Origin of the sequence: Lactobacillus sp. LL6, assembly GCF_007570935.1 — a bacterium.
Classification (GTDB): Bacteria; Bacillota; Bacilli; order Lactobacillales; family Lactobacillaceae; genus Lactobacillus.
In genome coordinates, this window is record NZ_VLLR01000001.1 from 39,315 (window position 1) to 54,845 (window position 15,531).

Annotated in this window: 14 protein-coding genes and 1 pseudogene; 4 read left to right on the forward strand and 11 right to left on the reverse strand. The window is 29.1% G+C overall.

Annotated features, from left to right (window positions below):
* Positions 1–44: 44 nt before the first annotated feature.
* The 5 genes from FOD82_RS00220 to FOD82_RS00240 form a co-directional block, all read right to left on the reverse strand.
* Complete coding sequence (locus FOD82_RS00220; protein WP_144354516.1) at positions 45–401, reverse strand: SLAP domain-containing protein; 357 nt, start codon at positions 399–401, stop codon at positions 45–47.
* Positions 402–517: 116 nt separating this feature from the next.
* Positions 518–1,276 (reverse strand): ATP-binding cassette domain-containing protein, encoded by a 759-nt coding sequence (locus FOD82_RS00225; RefSeq protein ID WP_144354517.1) that lies wholly within the window; start codon positions 1,274–1,276, stop codon positions 518–520.
* Entirely contained in the window at positions 1,273–2,172 is a 900-nt protein-coding gene (locus FOD82_RS00230) for an ABC transporter permease (RefSeq protein ID WP_144354518.1), read from the reverse strand. Before FOD82_RS00230 ends, FOD82_RS00225 begins: the two co-directional genes overlap by 4 nt.
* Positions 2,169–3,161: a tryptophan ABC transporter substrate-binding protein gene (trpX, locus tag FOD82_RS00235; RefSeq protein ID WP_144354519.1), complete on the reverse strand. Its 993-nt coding sequence runs from the start codon at positions 3,159–3,161 to the stop codon at positions 2,169–2,171. The genes FOD82_RS00230 and trpX overlap by 4 nt, the downstream gene beginning before the upstream one ends.
* A 325-nt stretch (positions 3,162–3,486) precedes the next feature.
* Entirely contained in the window at positions 3,487–4,167 is a 681-nt protein-coding gene (locus tag FOD82_RS00240; protein ID WP_144354520.1) for an SLAP domain-containing protein, read from the reverse strand.
* Positions 4,168–4,400: 233 nt separating this feature from the next.
* Between FOD82_RS00240 and FOD82_RS00245 the strand changes: the two genes are divergently transcribed.
* Complete coding sequence (locus FOD82_RS00245; protein WP_186277695.1) at positions 4,401–5,108, forward strand: YjjG family noncanonical pyrimidine nucleotidase; 708 nt, start codon at positions 4,401–4,403, stop codon at positions 5,106–5,108.
* A 90-nt stretch (positions 5,109–5,198) separates the two neighbouring features.
* Here FOD82_RS00245 and FOD82_RS00250 read toward each other — a convergent pair whose 3' ends face one another.
* The 4 genes and pseudogenes from FOD82_RS00250 to FOD82_RS09945 all read right to left on the reverse strand — a co-directional run bounded on the left by FOD82_RS00250 (position 5,199) and on the right by FOD82_RS09945 (position 11,257).
* Positions 5,199–6,449, reverse strand: coding sequence for an MFS transporter (locus FOD82_RS00250; RefSeq protein WP_144354522.1), 1,251 nt, complete (start codon positions 6,447–6,449; stop codon positions 5,199–5,201).
* Positions 6,450–6,474: 25 nt separating this feature from the next.
* Positions 6,475–9,837 carry a non-ribosomal peptide synthetase gene (locus tag FOD82_RS00255; protein ID WP_144354523.1) on the reverse strand — a complete coding sequence of 1,121 codons (3,363 nt, stop codon included), beginning with the start codon at positions 9,835–9,837 and terminating at the stop codon, positions 6,475–6,477.
* Positions 9,830–10,474, reverse strand: a pseudogene (locus FOD82_RS09940) (pyridoxal-dependent decarboxylase); the annotation flags it as partial. The gene FOD82_RS00255 and the pseudogene FOD82_RS09940, both read right to left, overlap by 8 nt.
* 12 nt (positions 10,475–10,486) lie before the next feature.
* Complete coding sequence (locus FOD82_RS09945; RefSeq protein ID WP_347337945.1) at positions 10,487–11,257, reverse strand: pyridoxal-dependent decarboxylase; 771 nt, start codon at positions 11,255–11,257, stop codon at positions 10,487–10,489.
* A gap of 190 nt (positions 11,258–11,447) precedes the next feature.
* Between FOD82_RS09945 and FOD82_RS00265 the strand changes: the two genes are divergently transcribed.
* Positions 11,448–12,290: an Rgg/GadR/MutR family transcriptional regulator gene (locus FOD82_RS00265; RefSeq protein ID WP_144354524.1), complete on the forward strand. Its 843-nt coding sequence runs from the start codon at positions 11,448–11,450 to the stop codon at positions 12,288–12,290.
* 46 nt (positions 12,291–12,336) lie between these two features.
* Here the strand turns inward: FOD82_RS00265 and FOD82_RS00270 are convergent, their stop codons facing one another.
* Both FOD82_RS00270 and FOD82_RS00275 read right to left on the reverse strand, forming a co-directional pair.
* Positions 12,337–13,212, reverse strand: a complete 876-nt coding sequence (locus tag FOD82_RS00270; protein ID WP_144354525.1) for a Sir2 silent information regulator family NAD-dependent deacetylase — start codon at positions 13,210–13,212, stop codon at positions 12,337–12,339.
* Complete coding sequence (locus tag FOD82_RS00275; RefSeq protein ID WP_144354526.1) at positions 13,184–13,963, reverse strand: protein-ADP-ribose hydrolase; 780 nt, start codon at positions 13,961–13,963, stop codon at positions 13,184–13,186. Before FOD82_RS00275 ends, FOD82_RS00270 begins: the two co-directional genes overlap by 29 nt.
* 210 nt (positions 13,964–14,173) lie before the next feature.
* On the opposite strand from FOD82_RS00275, the gene FOD82_RS00280 reads away from it, so the two are divergent.
* On the forward strand, positions 14,174–15,025 hold the full coding sequence (locus tag FOD82_RS00280) for an NAD(P)H-binding protein (protein ID WP_144354527.1): 852 nt from the start codon (positions 14,174–14,176) through the stop codon (positions 15,023–15,025).
* A 24-nt stretch (positions 15,026–15,049) separates the two neighbouring features.
* Positions 15,050–15,490, forward strand: a complete 441-nt coding sequence (locus FOD82_RS00285) for an Rrf2 family transcriptional regulator (protein ID WP_144354528.1) — start codon at positions 15,050–15,052, stop codon at positions 15,488–15,490.
* Positions 15,491–15,531: the final 41 nt, after the last annotated feature.

A 15,531-nucleotide genomic window follows, 5' to 3' on the forward strand; every position in this document is an offset into this window, starting at 1 on the left:
TTTTTCTTTCCCTAGTCCTTATGATGAATGGTTATGAGATAGAATTAGTCCTTAACGAGGTCTTTTGCATTAAGCCATTCAGATTTGTTAACGCGAACTAATTTCTTTCCGTTGACTTTCTTAGTGGCTTTAGCAGTCCAGGTAGTCCCCATCTTGATAGTTTTTGAAGTTTTTTTAGCATCTTTATTGTAAACAGAAACAGTTTGCTTCTTAGTATCTTGAACAACTACGAAAACTTTATCACCTTTTTGAATAGCAGGGTTAGTTGGCATATCTTCTGCTTGAGTAAGCTTAGGAGCTGGTGCTAAAGTAGCAGCACTAACTTCAACTGTGCTTGAAGCTAAACTTAAACCAAGAACCAAACCTGAAACTACTGTGATAACTTTCTTCATGTTCAACATAATAATAACCTCGTCTTTCTATCTCATTCACCTGACAACTATATTATATAACTTTAGTTATTTAATGCAAGGGAAAATCCCGAAAAAATAAAGATTATTTTTAAAAACAGTGTTTTTTAATCGCTAAAGTATTGAAGGATATCGTCTTCAGTTAATTTTTCCTTTTCGGAATTTTTAACATCTAAAACTATTTTTCCGTTATTTAAAATAATGATTCGATTGCCATATTTTAAAGCATCTTTTAACTGATGTGTTATCATTATGCAAGTTAAATGTTGCTGGGTTACAGTTTTGTTGGTTAATTCTAATAATTGATGGCTAGTGTTAGGATCAAGGGCTGCAGTATGTTCATCGAGCAAAAGAAGTTTTGGCTTTTTAATAGTTGCCATTAAAAAACTGAGCGTTTGTCGTTGACCTCCTGAAAGACTGCCGACAAAAGTATTAAGTCTATCACTTAAACCGTTAGGCAATTGAGCAGTCTCTTTTTTTAATTCATTTAAGTGTTTTTCTAAACCTCTCAAACGCAAACGGCGCTTTTGCCCACGTTGAGTAGCTAGAAGTAAGTTCTCTGCTACTGTCATTCTAGGAGCAGTTCCCATTTTAGGATCTTGAAAAACTTGTGAGATATATTTTGCTCGTTTAACTTCTGATAAGTGGGTAATATCTTGATTATCTAATAAGACTTTTCCACTAGTTGGAAAAAGTGAACCATTAATAATATTAAGCAAAGTAGATTTTCCAGCACCATTTGTTCCAAGTAAAGTTACAAAATCGCCGTCCTCAAGATTTAGGTTAATGTTTTTTAAAATCTTTTTTTCTTCACTGGTTCCCACATTAACTGTAGTAGTAATATTTTGCAGGTTTAATGTACTCATGGTTTTTCAATTCCTTTCTTAAGTAGTTTTTTTAAATGAAATTTTTGCTGGAGTAAAGGAAGCATCATACAAATTGCTAAAATAATTGCTGAAATAAGTTTGAAATCATTAGTACTAAATCCGAGTTGTAATACTAAAAGTAAAACTAAGCGATAAAGGATACTTCCAATAACGACTGCGACTAATCGGGCAGTTAAAGTTAAATTCTTTCCGTACACAACTTCCCCAATAATTATTGCAGCCAGACCAATAACCATTGTTCCAATTCCCATGTTAACGTCAGCGTAACCGCCATTTTGTGCAAGAAGACCGCCTGCTAATCCAATCAAACCATTTGATACCATTAATCCTAAGATTTTCATATTATCAGTATTAATACCAATTGAACGCGCCATCTTTTCATTATCACCAGTTGCAATAAAAGCTTGTCCTAAATCTGTATTAAGAAAAATTGCCAGCAAAATAACGATAATAACTGCAAAAATTAAACCAATCATAATAGTAGGAAAATTCGTTGGTAATTTGTCTAAAAACTTTTCATTTAATACTGTAGCTTGATTAAGTAGTCCAACGTTAGCCTTTCCTAATATACGCAAGTTCACTGAATAAACACCAGTCATGGTTAAAATACCAGCTAAAAGAACAGGAATCTTTCCTTTTGTATAAAGTAATCCTGTTACACTTCCAGTAATCATCCCAGCAATAAAAGAAAGCAAGGTAGCAAGCCATGGATTAACACCATGAACAATAGAACTTACGCAAATAGCAGCCCCAAATGGGAATGTTCCTTCTACAGTCATATCTGGGAAGTTAAGAATTCTAAAAGATAAGTAAAGACCTAATGCAAGGATTCCCCATAATAATCCTTGACCGATAGTAGATGTAACTAGATTCATTTAATAATACTTCCTTTCTTTTTAGCAGCTTTTAAAATTGAATCTGGAATACTAATTCCTAATTCTTTAGCAGTTTTTAAATTTATAACAGTTTCATATTGATGAACAGTTTGAATAGGCATGTTTTCAGGCTTTTTGCCTTTGAGAATTTCAGCGGTCATTTTTCCAGTTAAAACTCCCATATCGAATTGACTGACTGCTCTTGTTGCTAGTCCTCCAGATTTAACCATCGTATCAGCTGCTGGAAAAACTGGAATCTTGGCATTATTAGTTGCTTTAAGTAGAGTAGAAATGGCAGAAGCAACTGTATTGTCAGTTGGAATATACACAGCTTGTACTTTGCCAGCCATAGTTTGAGCAACTTGTTCGATATCGTTAGTAGAAGTAATAGTGTAAGGTTTAACTGTTAGGCCTTGTTTTTGAGCTAGTTTTTTAAATTCACGCGCTTCTCCAGTTGATGAATCATCACTTGAGGTATAAATTATGCCGATATTTTTTAAATTTGGCATGATTTCTTGGATAAGTTTTAATTGTTCAGATAAAGGTTGCTGGTCTTTGACACCGGTAATTTTTCCGCCGGGATATTTTAAGCTTTTGACAAGACCAGTTCCAACTGGGTCACTTACTCCTCCCATAATTACAGGAGTAGAGCCACTTTCATTAGCTAAAGATTGAACAGCAGGTGTAGCAATTCCAATGACGGCTTGAGCATTTTTATTTTGAAATTGGTCACTCATTGACTTTAAATTGCTTTGGTCATTTTGAGCATTTTGAAAAATAATATGCAAATTTTTTCCATTGATATAGCCTTCATCTTTTAAGCCTTGAACTATTCCGTCATGAATCTGATCCAGTGCTGGGTGGCTCATTGTCTGCAAGATTCCGACAGTAGGGGTAGCAGCTTCTTGATTTTTTTTATTGATTTCACTGACAAAAGCCACGATTAAAAAAGCAAAAAGCCCGATAATTGTTGCAATTAGTCGTTTCATAGTTTTCCTCCCAAAACAAAAAGGCAAGTTCTGTGTGCAGAACTTGCCTAAAACAAAACCCGCACTAAGTAGTTGTGCGGGTAAATTATGATGGAAATTTTTACCAGCACAGATTGCGAACTAAAGAGGTCGAATCTGTGCCAAAGACATAGTTTCAACCTAGTGCTGGAATTGCCAACGTTTGTTAATAGTAAAACTAATCATAGTAAAAATTTCCTTTCGTATCTGATAGTTTAGATTTTATAGATTGTTGAATTAGATGTCAACAAGAAATTATAAGAAAAAACGATTCAGGAATGAATTTCTGAATCGTTGAGTTGTGTTTTTAATTATAGCGAAGTATGCGAGATGTAACCATATGAGAAGGTCTAGGGTAGGATTTTAAGTCTTGCGCCGATATCCAATAATCTGTTCCCTTGACTCGATAAGAATAGGTATTTTGGTTTGGTAAAATATTTGTATCATTAATGATTAGTTTTTGTCCACTTTTATATGTTTTAGTAGTTTGTTCACCTAATTTGTTCCAAGTGCGAGCTACTTTTTCTATACGTGGCTTTATTGTTACAGTTGCTTCGGTAGACATTAAACTATAACCATCAATTGTTTTCACATTAACACATTTTATGTATCCTTTGTTACCGATACTGTAATAATAATCATTGTTTATTTTTTTATATGTTAACCAGTAAGCAGGTCGATTACCATTTTCAAGTTTTCCATAAAAGTAATATCTTTTTGCTTTTTGAATAGGCTCTATTTTACCTTTTATTGTTAACTTCTGGGATTTTTTTATAAGGGCTTTTTTGCCTTTATATTTCTTTAGCCTTTTTCCATTTTTATCATAGACATAGGAGTTATGATTCAAGCGCAATTTAACGGTAGTTTCTTTAGTGCTTGCAGCAGAAGCAGAAACGTAGTTAGAGTTGTTAGTGTTAATTGCAACTACGGATAAGCTTCCTAGGGCAAGTGCCGTTGCTCCGATGATGATTTTTTTATTTAATTTCATTGTTGTTCCTCTTAAAGGTTACTACCATAACAAATATTAATACTTTTTTGACTATACTGTCATTATACAACGACTTTGTGAACTTTATGAGACGTTTATGTTAACGTTTTCTAAAGATGGGTAAATAAGCTTTAACTTCTAAGAAATATTAACCTGCTTAATCTCAGCTAGTTTTTTCTATTATTGTTATAATTTAGTTTTGAGAAATGACGAATAAGAAGGGAGATCATTTAGTGAAATATAAACAGATAATTTTTGATGTTGATGATACTTTAATTGATTTTGCTGCAACAGAGGATTATGCACTTCATAGTTTATTTAATAAGAATCGCTGGCAATTAACACCTGAGCTTCAACGCCAATATCATGCCTATAATCAAGGTTTGTGGCGTCAACTTGAACAAGGTGAAATTACTTATGAAGAATTAAGTGAAAAAACATTCCATGATTTTATTAAAGAAAACTTTGACTTAGAAATAGATGGATTAAAAGCGATGGAAGAATATCGTTCATATTTTGGTGAAGCACATAAGCTTCTACCGGGAGTTGAAGATACCTTGAAGTTTGCTAAGAAGCAAGGATATAAATTGACTGTGCTTAGCAACGGGGAAAAGTTTATGCAGCGACATCGCTTAGAGCTTGCAGGGATTAAAGATTACTTTGACTTAATTGTGACTTCTGAAGAAGCGCATTATTCTAAGCCTGATGAACATGCTTTTGATTATTTCTTTAGCAGAACAGAGATTAGTCCCGATCAGACGATCTTTTTTGGAGATGGTCTTCAATCGGATATTTTAGGTGCAGAAAAGTATGGCTTTGATAGTGTTTGGTATAATCATCGCCATCGTAAAAACACATTAAACTTGCATCCCTTATTTGAAGTAGAAAATTATCCGCAATTTGTTAAGTTAATGCAAAATGACTTTGAAAAGAAGTATTAGATAATATTATAGAAATACATTTATATTGAAAAAAATCATTGATAATCTAGATTATATTGAATCTTGATATATCAATGATTTTATTTTTATTCAAAATTTGCCTTTTTTAGCTACTTCTTTTATTTGCTTTGCCTTTTGGTAATTTAGCTTTAATAAGACCATAAAGGAAATTGCTAAAATTATTATTGCTATACCTATAAATGCAAAATTTAATGAAGCTTTAGTATTAAGAATAATAGAGAATACTGTTGTTCCGATTGGCATAAAAAGTACAGCAATTGTAAAAATAATTCCAAAAACTCGACCTAGGTATTTATTACTTACTTCTTTTTGAATAAGTGAAAAAAACTGAATATTAAAAATGGTAAGAAATAAGTTAAACATCATTAACATAAAGGCTAAAGCAAAATAATTTTTAAATAAATAATAAATAAAAGGAGTAAGTGTAAGCAGTAGCCCTGATAATCCAAGATAAAGGGTTAAAGTATAGATAGATAATTTTTTATTTATTAAATTACTAAAAATTGATCCAATTATGCCACCAATAGCTATAGAGGATAAAAATATAGCGTATAAATCAACAGAAAATATTGGAAACATTTTATTACTGTAAGGTAATAATAAATTATATGCGGCTAAAAAGAAATTAACTAGAGCGGAAAGAATTATTAATAAAAAAATTTTTTTATGATTCATAAGGTATTTAATACCATCAACTAAATCCAGAAAAATATTTTTAAATTTTAAATCCTTATTTCTATCGTTCTCTTCTATATTTCTTTCTTTAGTAAAAGACAGTAATAATGAAGCAAGTAAAAAAGATAATCCATCTAATATTAATGCTCCTTGAATTCCTAATAATTTATAGAACACAACAGAAATTATTGGAAATAATACTTTGATAATTGTACTACCAGTTTCTAAGTAAGAATTTAGTTGAGTAATTTTATTAATTTCGACTATTTCTTTTGTATATGCTTTATAAGCGGGGCTAGAAAAAGAATTCATAACTGCTAAAAATATATTTACCAATATAATTGCGTAAATTAGAATGTTATTTTGAGTAATTAGGGAAGATAGAATGCAAGCTATTCCACTAAGCAAATTACCTAAAACAATTATTTTCTTTCTTCTGAAATTATCGGCGATTACTCCACCAAACATATTAAATAATATTCCTACAATGCTTTCACTAGCTTGATAGATTCCCACTAATGAGATAGACTTTGCTCCTAATCCAGCAAGAAAACTGTTGTTAGCAAAGTCAAACATAATATCACCGACTTGAGAAATACATTTACTACTAATAGCTAAAATAATGTTTTTGTTTTGTTTTTTCATTGGACGACCACTTGTATAGAAAAAATTATAAACATTTTGATAATATAAGTTTTAAAGTATTATCGACAATATAAGCAGTAATATTAAGCTTATTACTATTAAGCTTATTTATTTCGCGATTAGTATGCTTAATATTTTTTTTGATTTTTTTGAAATCATCAGCCGAAACTATTCCTAAGTAATCAATAGAGACATATACTGTATCATCAAAACATTTTATAATTTTTTTCTCGTTTGAATTCATGTTAGGAAAATGTTTGTAACCAATAGCTTTAGGATTAAACATTTTATTTTTATATTGTAAAATTAAATTGTCTAATTCCTTTGCAACATCAATATCTTTTTTTAGTAAGTAAGTTAATCCAATATGTAAATCACCTATTGTTGAAGAATAATCAATATTGTTATCAAATTTTCTAATATTGAAAATAAGATTAACCTTTAATTTGTCTATATCATAGGCTTCTAAAAGTTTATTTTTTAGAAAGATTAATATTTCTGAATAAATATTTTTTGTTTTAGTATCTAAAAAATGTAAATTAACGAAACTGATCTTATTTTCTAAGTTAGATAAAATTTTTAGTACTTTTGTATTGTTTTGGGTATTAAAAGTATCTAGTTCTTTTAATACATTTGTTAGTGTATTATGTTTAAATACTTCGTTAATATATTTTGAGTAGTTGGTTGATTCATCATAAACACCTAAAATATATCGCTCTAATGCATCTAAAGATCCTGTATCACAAATACTATGATCGATGGAATAGTATAAAATAGCTTCATTTTCATCTTCTAAATAAACAAATTTGTATAATAAGCCATGCCTATTAATACTTAAATCTACGGCATTTTTTAATTTATCTTTTAAATTTGTACGAGCTTTATTAACTTGGAATTTTGAAATGTTAATAGGTGTATCTAATACTTCAAAAGTACTTAAGTCTTTTGAAAGAATTGTTTTAAAAACTTCTACTTTAGAAAGTTTATGATAAATTTCTTCATAGCTAATTCGGTGTTTACCTAAAAATATTCTCCCATATAATTTACTATTAAAGTTTAATGAATGATAAATTTTAGCATAAAAATATGCAGGAAATGTATATTCTATTTTTTGATTTATAGGAATATTTTTAATTTGAATGTTTGAAGAATTATTAGTTTGAGATTTAGTTTTTGAACTAGAAAGTATCTTAGTATTTTCAATAAATGAAGTAATTTTATTTATTGAAGGATAAGAATATAAATTTAAATTATCTAAATTAATATTAAGTTGTTGTTCTAAACTCAATATTAATTCAATAGAATTCAACGAATCTAATCCTGAGTTTAAAAGATTATCATTAGGTTCAATTGATTGATTTAATATTGTTTCAGTTGATTTTTTTACAATATTAAATATTTGAGAATTATTAGTAGATAAGGATAGAGAATCTACAGGTTTCATAAAAGTAGTACTAGTTAATTTTTTTCTATCAATTTTTCCACTACTGGTTAAAGGAAAGCTGGGTAAATTTATATATCTAGTAGGAATTTTATAAGAAACTATATGTTGTTCTAACTTTTTTCGTAAATTTGGTATTAATTTTCCAGTATAGTACAGTGTCAAAATTTTATTTTCATATGTAACTTCTAGTTCACGAGAGGAATCATTAATAACCTTAGAAATTAAAGAACGAATATCGCCTAATTCAACTCTAATTCCATAAATTTGAATTTGATTATCTTTTCTATCTAAATATATAATGTTATGATTTTCTTTCTTTACTATATCTCCAGTATGATAAAAAAGTTGATTATTTATTTTTTCAAAAGCTTGCTTAGTTTTTTGTGAATCATTGAAGTATCCTAAAGAAACTCCTTCTCCTCCAATAAGTAATTCATTATTTTGTATTAATACTTTTACACCTGGAAGTGGACTACCAATTGGAACCCTTTGAGCATTAGAAGAAGTTTTTCGAACATTAAAACTAGTAGCATACACAGTTGTTTCCGTGGGTCCATAGACATTCAAAATATTAACTTTAAATAATTTTTTGTTTACTTGTTCTAGTAGTTCTGTTTTAAATTCTTCTCCTGCAACTATTAAATATTTTAATTTATCAATTATATTAAGTGAGTCTTTATTATTGTATTTTAGTAACATACTTAAAACAGAAGGAGATAAGGCTATATGTGTAATATGATATTGTTCAATAGCTTGTGGTAATCGTTTATAAAAGTCTTTGCTTTTTACTGAGTATACAAAAGCAGATCCACCAGAATATAGGAAACTGAACATTTCCGTAATAGATACATCAAAAGTATTTCTTGTTGAGAATAAATAACAGTCATTTTTAGAAATAGGAGCAATTGTTTGACAAGCATTTAAAATATAATTTAAGTTTTTTCTACTAATACATACTCCTTTAGGTTGTCCTGTAGTACCAGATGTGTGAATAATGTAAGCAATTTCGTTTTGGAGGTAATCTATTATTTGATGAGGTAAGTTTATAGTTTTGGTAATAGGTACATCAGAAAATGTATCGCTTAAATAAATGTAATTATTAAACTTCTTTTTAATATTATTAATCTCTAAATTAGAGCTAGTATAATCTACAGGAATATAAACTTTTCCTGCTTTTAAAATCCCATATACAATTGGTATTAATTCAAAACTATGTGGGTAATTAACAATTACATATTTTGAATTGAATTTTAATAAGGCTTTAGCTATATTATCAGACATTATATCTAAATCTTTATAAGTTAAATTTCTTTCTGAAGAAAATACTGCTATTTTATAAGGATGAGTAATAACATTTTTTTTCAATAGTTTAATAAAAGTATCGGTAGATTTATGTTGATAAAATCTATTAAAAAGTTCGTGAAGAACTCGTGGTGTATAGCCCCAGTATTTTTTATAATTTTTGTTAACTTGAAAAATTTTTATAAAATCAGAAAAAGTTTTTCCACCTAGTGATTTAAATTTTTGTAATACTGTTTTCCATGCAACATCGCTAAGCTTATTATAAATTCCGTTATCATCAAAAACTTTAGTTTTAGTAGTAAAAATATTGACAATTAATCTATCAACTGCTTCGGGGTATCGAGTGTTTAAATCCACTATTGGGTTTTGTTTAGGATAATTTCTTATTGCATGAAGTATTTTATTTTTACTTAAAATAAGTTTATCTTCATATTTAACTTCTTCATCAAGTATTAGACCATTTTGTAAAAGAAAGTTTTTATAACGAATATAAAAGTTCTTATCTACTTTCTGTTCTGTTATAATACAACAATCTACATCTTTAGAGTCTAAATTATCTTCAATACAACTTCCATAAAAAATTCTAGTCCCTTGAAGCTTTTCGCTGTCAAAGAAATTATTTACTAACTCTATTTTATTCATAATTTCCTCCAATTTTAAGTCCTAATTGTTTAATATAATTTATAGCTAAACTTAAATCTTGTTTTTGAAGAGTTGTGTTTCCACTGTTGTAGCGTAAGACAAATTTATTCACTCCATTAACATTTATTTTAAAGCCATGAAAATAGTACTTTCCTTCTTCCAACATAGTTTTATATAGGTATTGATTTAATTTGTTTTTTTGTCGATTTGTCATATTTCCAGAGGGTGAATATTGAAATATGACAGAAAATAATATTTCGTTATTTTCTACAGTAAAAGAATTATTTTGACTAAGTAATTTATAAAATTTTTTAGCATTTTCAATTCTCTTATTAACCATTTCACCAATTCTTTTGGTTCCAATTGTTTTAATAACCATCCAAAGTTTTAAACTATCGTAAGATTTGCTTCCAATAAATGGAGTGGTTCGTCCAAAAGATAATGGATCATCCATAATTAATGAATTTCCTCGTGAAAGTTTTTGAAAATCACTAGTATTTTTCATTAAAACAGCACTTAATGTGTAAGGAAGCCATAAAACTTTGTGTGGATCCATAGTGCAACTATCGAAATATTTTAAGTATTTGACTTTAGATTTATATTTTGAAGAAAAGTTTAATACAAATCCATGACATGCATCACAATGTAGCTACAAATTTAAGTTTGATTTATTTACTAAATCATAAATCTTATTTAAGTCTTCACAAGTAGAAGTCATAGAATCACACGCATAAACACCAATGAATAAAATTTTATGGTTATATTTCTGTAAAAGATATTTTAAATGTGATAATGACATTTTATAATTGATAGTTTTACAGTAAATAATTTTTGTATTTAAATTTAGCCAATCTGTTGCATAGCTTAGAGAATAATGACCAATATTATCTGGTAAAATTACGATATTTTTATCTGGATATTTTTCTTTTGCAGCCATAAGAGCGTATGTGTTTGACATAACACCTCCGGTAGTAATAGCTCCTCCTAGTTCAGCAACATCTTTTATAGTATTGGTATAAGAGTAGCCTATAATTTGCCGAAGCCATGAAATAACAGTGGCTTCTATTTTTGTACCTATAGGGGAGCAGATTTCTTTATTAATTAAATTTTGTTGTAAAAACACTTCAACAATTGCAGCTATTAAACCAGCCATTGAATTTCCAGTATCTGGGAAGCCCATAAATCGTTTGCTAGAAAAGTTTATATTATTATTTAATGAGCTTAAAATCTCATTGATGGTAGTGTGCAAATCATTACCGTTCGTGGGTAATTCTTCAGTGAAAATAGAAGAATCTGTAGCTTGTGGACTATGAACTTTAGAATTGTCAATTTTCCAATCAATAAGTTGATTTAGAGCTTGAGATAATTCTTTTATGAAAAATTCTTTGTTGTTAGAAGTTAATAATTCTAAATTATTCATCTGTTTCTCCAGTCTATGTTATAAATAAGTAATCACTTAACAACAGTGATTTACTAAGAATTCATAATAATAATGATGTTAGTAATCATTACTAATACTGAAATGTATTTTTTAATATCTTTCATTTTTTCTCCAATCTTTCTTTAATTTCTGATTTATATTTTATTTGTTGCAAAAATGGGAATTTATTATGAAACAAAATTTGGGAAAAATATTTAGACAAATACGACAAAGTAAGCAGATTACTATTACTTCATTAGCTGATGAAAATTTGTCTAAGTCGCAAATTTCTAGATTTGAACGTGAAGAGTCAGAAATTTCATGTAATAAACTTATAAATTTGTTAAATAAACTTCATATTTCTTTGGATGAGTATATTCTTTTATGTGGAATGAATTCTGATAATTCTTTCATCAAATTGGAAAAATATATTGGTGAAAAACATAGAGAAAAAGATTTTGATAGTATTAAAAGGCTACTTAAAAGTTCCCCGTATAAGTTGAATTCTTTAGAAAAAACTATGTTAAAGTCAATTATATATTCTCTAGATAAATCAATATATCCTAATGAAGAAGAAATGATTGAATTGACAGACTATCTGTTTAAAGTAGAAAAATGGGGATATTATGAAATAGTTTTATTGGGGAATTGTATGCGGACAATAAGTTATCAAACTCTTTTTACATTAACTAAAGAAATGATTAATAGTTATGTGTATAGTTCAACTAATAAAACTAATAAAAAATTAGTAGTGCAACTTGCTATTAATTGTTTATTAGTAAGTATAGATAGAAAAGAATTTAATGATTGTGAATATCTTATTGAAGAAATTGATAAGATATTAAATAATGAATTCTTTTATTATGAAAAGACAGTTTTTCTGTATGCACAAGGATATTTAGAATATAAAAGAAAAAATAAATTTGGAAAAATTAAGATGAATGAAGCAATTCAAATATTTAAAATTTTAGGTGAATCTACAATGGTAGATTATTATGGTGAGCATTATAAAAATGTGATTAATACAAAATGACTTTGAAAAGAAGTATAAAAAAACTCCACTTTTTTGTGGAGCTTTTTTATTTAACTAAATCGTTCAATACATCATTAATGTCTGCTTCAACACTTATTGATTTTGGAGCAATTTCTTCGGGATAAAAAGGTTTTTGCGTATCAATTGTAATGAAATGCGCTTGTGGATTATTATAAGTGAATTTCCAGAAAGGATATTTAATAATACCAGGTGTATTCATTCCAACACCAATCTCAAAATAAACAACTTTTTTGTCTGAATTATCTTCAAGAAAATGCTGGTAATTTTGAGCAGCTTGATGCCAACCATCATCTTCTAAGAAGTTGTCATCTTCGCGGAGATTTTTGATATATTGATTTGCTTCTATAGCTAATTTAGAAGAAATTTTTGTTTTTATACCGTTTTTAGGGATAATTAGTTCATTATTCTGACCAATTTCAAATCCTTGAGATAAAATCATCTGTTTTACTAGACTATAATTATCGTAAGTTTTTCCATCGTTATTTTTCTTTTGAAATAAACCGTAATCCCCTTGAGTATAAAATAGTCGATTTTTTGAAAAACCCGCTTTTTGAAATTGATGGTCAACATTGGTAGTGATGACAAAGTAGTTTTTATCTTTTACTAATTGTAATAGTTTGCGATAAGTATCTTTAGGAGCTGGAATGTAGCGGTTGACCCAGATATTGCGGCTCCAGTAGGCCCAATAAGTTTCTGTGTTTTCAAATGGATAAAATCCACCACTATACATATCAGTAATACCGTATTTTTTAGCAAAATCTGGAAAATATTTTTCAAATCTAGCCCCAGAATATGTCATTCCAGCTGCGGTAGATAGTCCTGACCCTGCTCCAATGACAATACTGTCTGAATTAGTAAGCAAGTTATGGATATTAGTTATTTTGGTTGAGTAATTGTTCATAGATTTTTTTATCCTTTTCTTTAAATACATTAAAGATTACTTTTTTAATAGATGTTTGGGAATTTTTGTTTAAATAATCTTTTACAGTTCTTACTGCAATTTGTGCTGCCAATTCATTTGGAAAATGAAATACTCCAGTTGAAATACATGGAAAAGCAATACTGCTTAAATTATATTCATCTGCCAAAATTAAAGAATTTAGGTAGCAGTTAGTTAATTGTTGTTTTTCTTCATTAGTTACTTTTTCTTCTACTATTGGTCCTACTGTATGGATTATATATTTGCTGGGCAAATTATAAGCAGGGGTAATTTTAGCTTGACCTGTTTCTTCTGGATGACCTTGTTCAAACATTAATTGTGCACAATAGTTTCTTAATTCAATTCCAGAAAAAGTATGAATAGCATTATCGATACAATTATGATTAGGTAAGTAACATCCAGTCATTCCACTGTTTGCGGCGTTGACAATTGCATCCACTTCTAAGCGGGTGATGTCTCCTTGCCAAACTGATAAACCGTTAGAAAATGTAGTAGCTTTAACAATTCCTTTTTTAATGGCTTCTTCTTTTAAATATTCATCTTGAACTTTTTGAAATTCAGGACTGATTTTAGCGGGTTCTCGGACATTCATAAGAGATCGCAGTAATAATTTTTGTTGAAAAGAATCTTCAGGAATTGTAACTTTGGCAGCATCTTTATATTCAGATAATAATTGTTTAATTAAAAATTTTCGACGTTCTGTTTGGTTCATACTTCCCTCCTTATGTTTATTTATTTTTAACAAGTATAAGGTAACAATTATTTTATACTAAGTCAAATATATTGATAGTAGCTCTTGCTATATAAGAAAAAAACAGAAAATTCTAAAAATAATAGAAAAAGATGTTGACAAAAAATCAACACGTGATATCATAATACTTGTAAATTATAAATGAACAAGTTAACAAAGGAGAGATATATTATGAAATACGCTGTTACTGCTGCTGCTGGTCGTTTTGGTCAAGGTGCTGTTAAAGTACTTAATGAATTAGTTGGTGCTGAAAATGTAGTAGTTATTGACCGTAATCTTGAAAAGGCTCAAGGCTTATATCCAAATAATGAAGTTCGTGTTGGTAACTATGATGAAGTTGCATCAATGGAAGCAGCTTTAAAGGGCATTGATAAAGTTTTATTTATTTCTTCACAACCAGGTGGAAAGGTTGACCGTGCTACTGCTCAAAAGAATGTAGTAGATGCAATGAAAAAGAATGGCGTTAAGTTTGTAGCTTATACAAGCTTCCCTCATGCACAAACTTCTAAGAGTGCATTAGCAGAAGACCATAGAATTACCGAAAATGCTATTAAAGATGCAGGAATTGCTCACTCATTCTTACGTGACAATTGGTATCTTGAAAATGAAATTGGTTTCTTAAAGAGTGGTGTTGCGGATCAACCTGCACTTTATTGGGCAAACAATAAAGCAGGTTGGGCACTTGAAGGTGACTATTCAGAAGCTGCTGCTAAAGTTTTAGCTTCTGAAAATTCTAAAGAAATTTATGAATTAGCAGGTGCTAGCCGTAGCTATGAAGAATTGGGAGAAGCATTGAAGAAGGCTACTGGCAATGATTTTGAAATAAAGCAAGTATCTGAAGATGAATACATTAAATATTTAGAAAAGACTGGTCTTGATTCAGCTACTGCTGCAATGTTTGCGTCATTCCAAGCTCCAATTAATGACGGTTCTCTTGAAGAAAACACCAATGATTTAGCTGAAGCTTTAGGTCGTCCAGTAACTCCAATTGTAGAATCAATTAAAGAAGTTCTTGCTCATTAATGAGTATCAGCTTACAATGGTGATATGAAGTACTCTTATAAATTAAGTGATGCAATTCATTTGCTTAGCTATCTTGATATTTATAAAGATGGAGATCTTTCAAGTAGGGCAATTGCATCTAGTATAGAATCTAATCCAAGTATAGTTCGTCAGTTAATGTCGGATTTACGTAAAGCAAATATTATTGAAACTCAAAAGGGGAAAGTTGCCCCAAAATTAGCCAAAAATCCAAAAGATATTAGTTTGTATGATGTTTATCAAGCTATTAATATGGATCATAACTTATTGCATATTGATCCAAAAACTAATCCTCAATGTATTGTAGGAAATAACATCCAAGATACTCTTACTCATTACTATAATGAAATTGAAGATTTGGCTTATATGCGAATGAAACAGATAACATTGGCTGATATTATTGGAGATATTTTGGAAAGAGAAAAAAGCAAAAAAGTTGGAGATTAAAACTCCAGCTTTTTTTAGTTATCTTCACAAAAACGCCACAT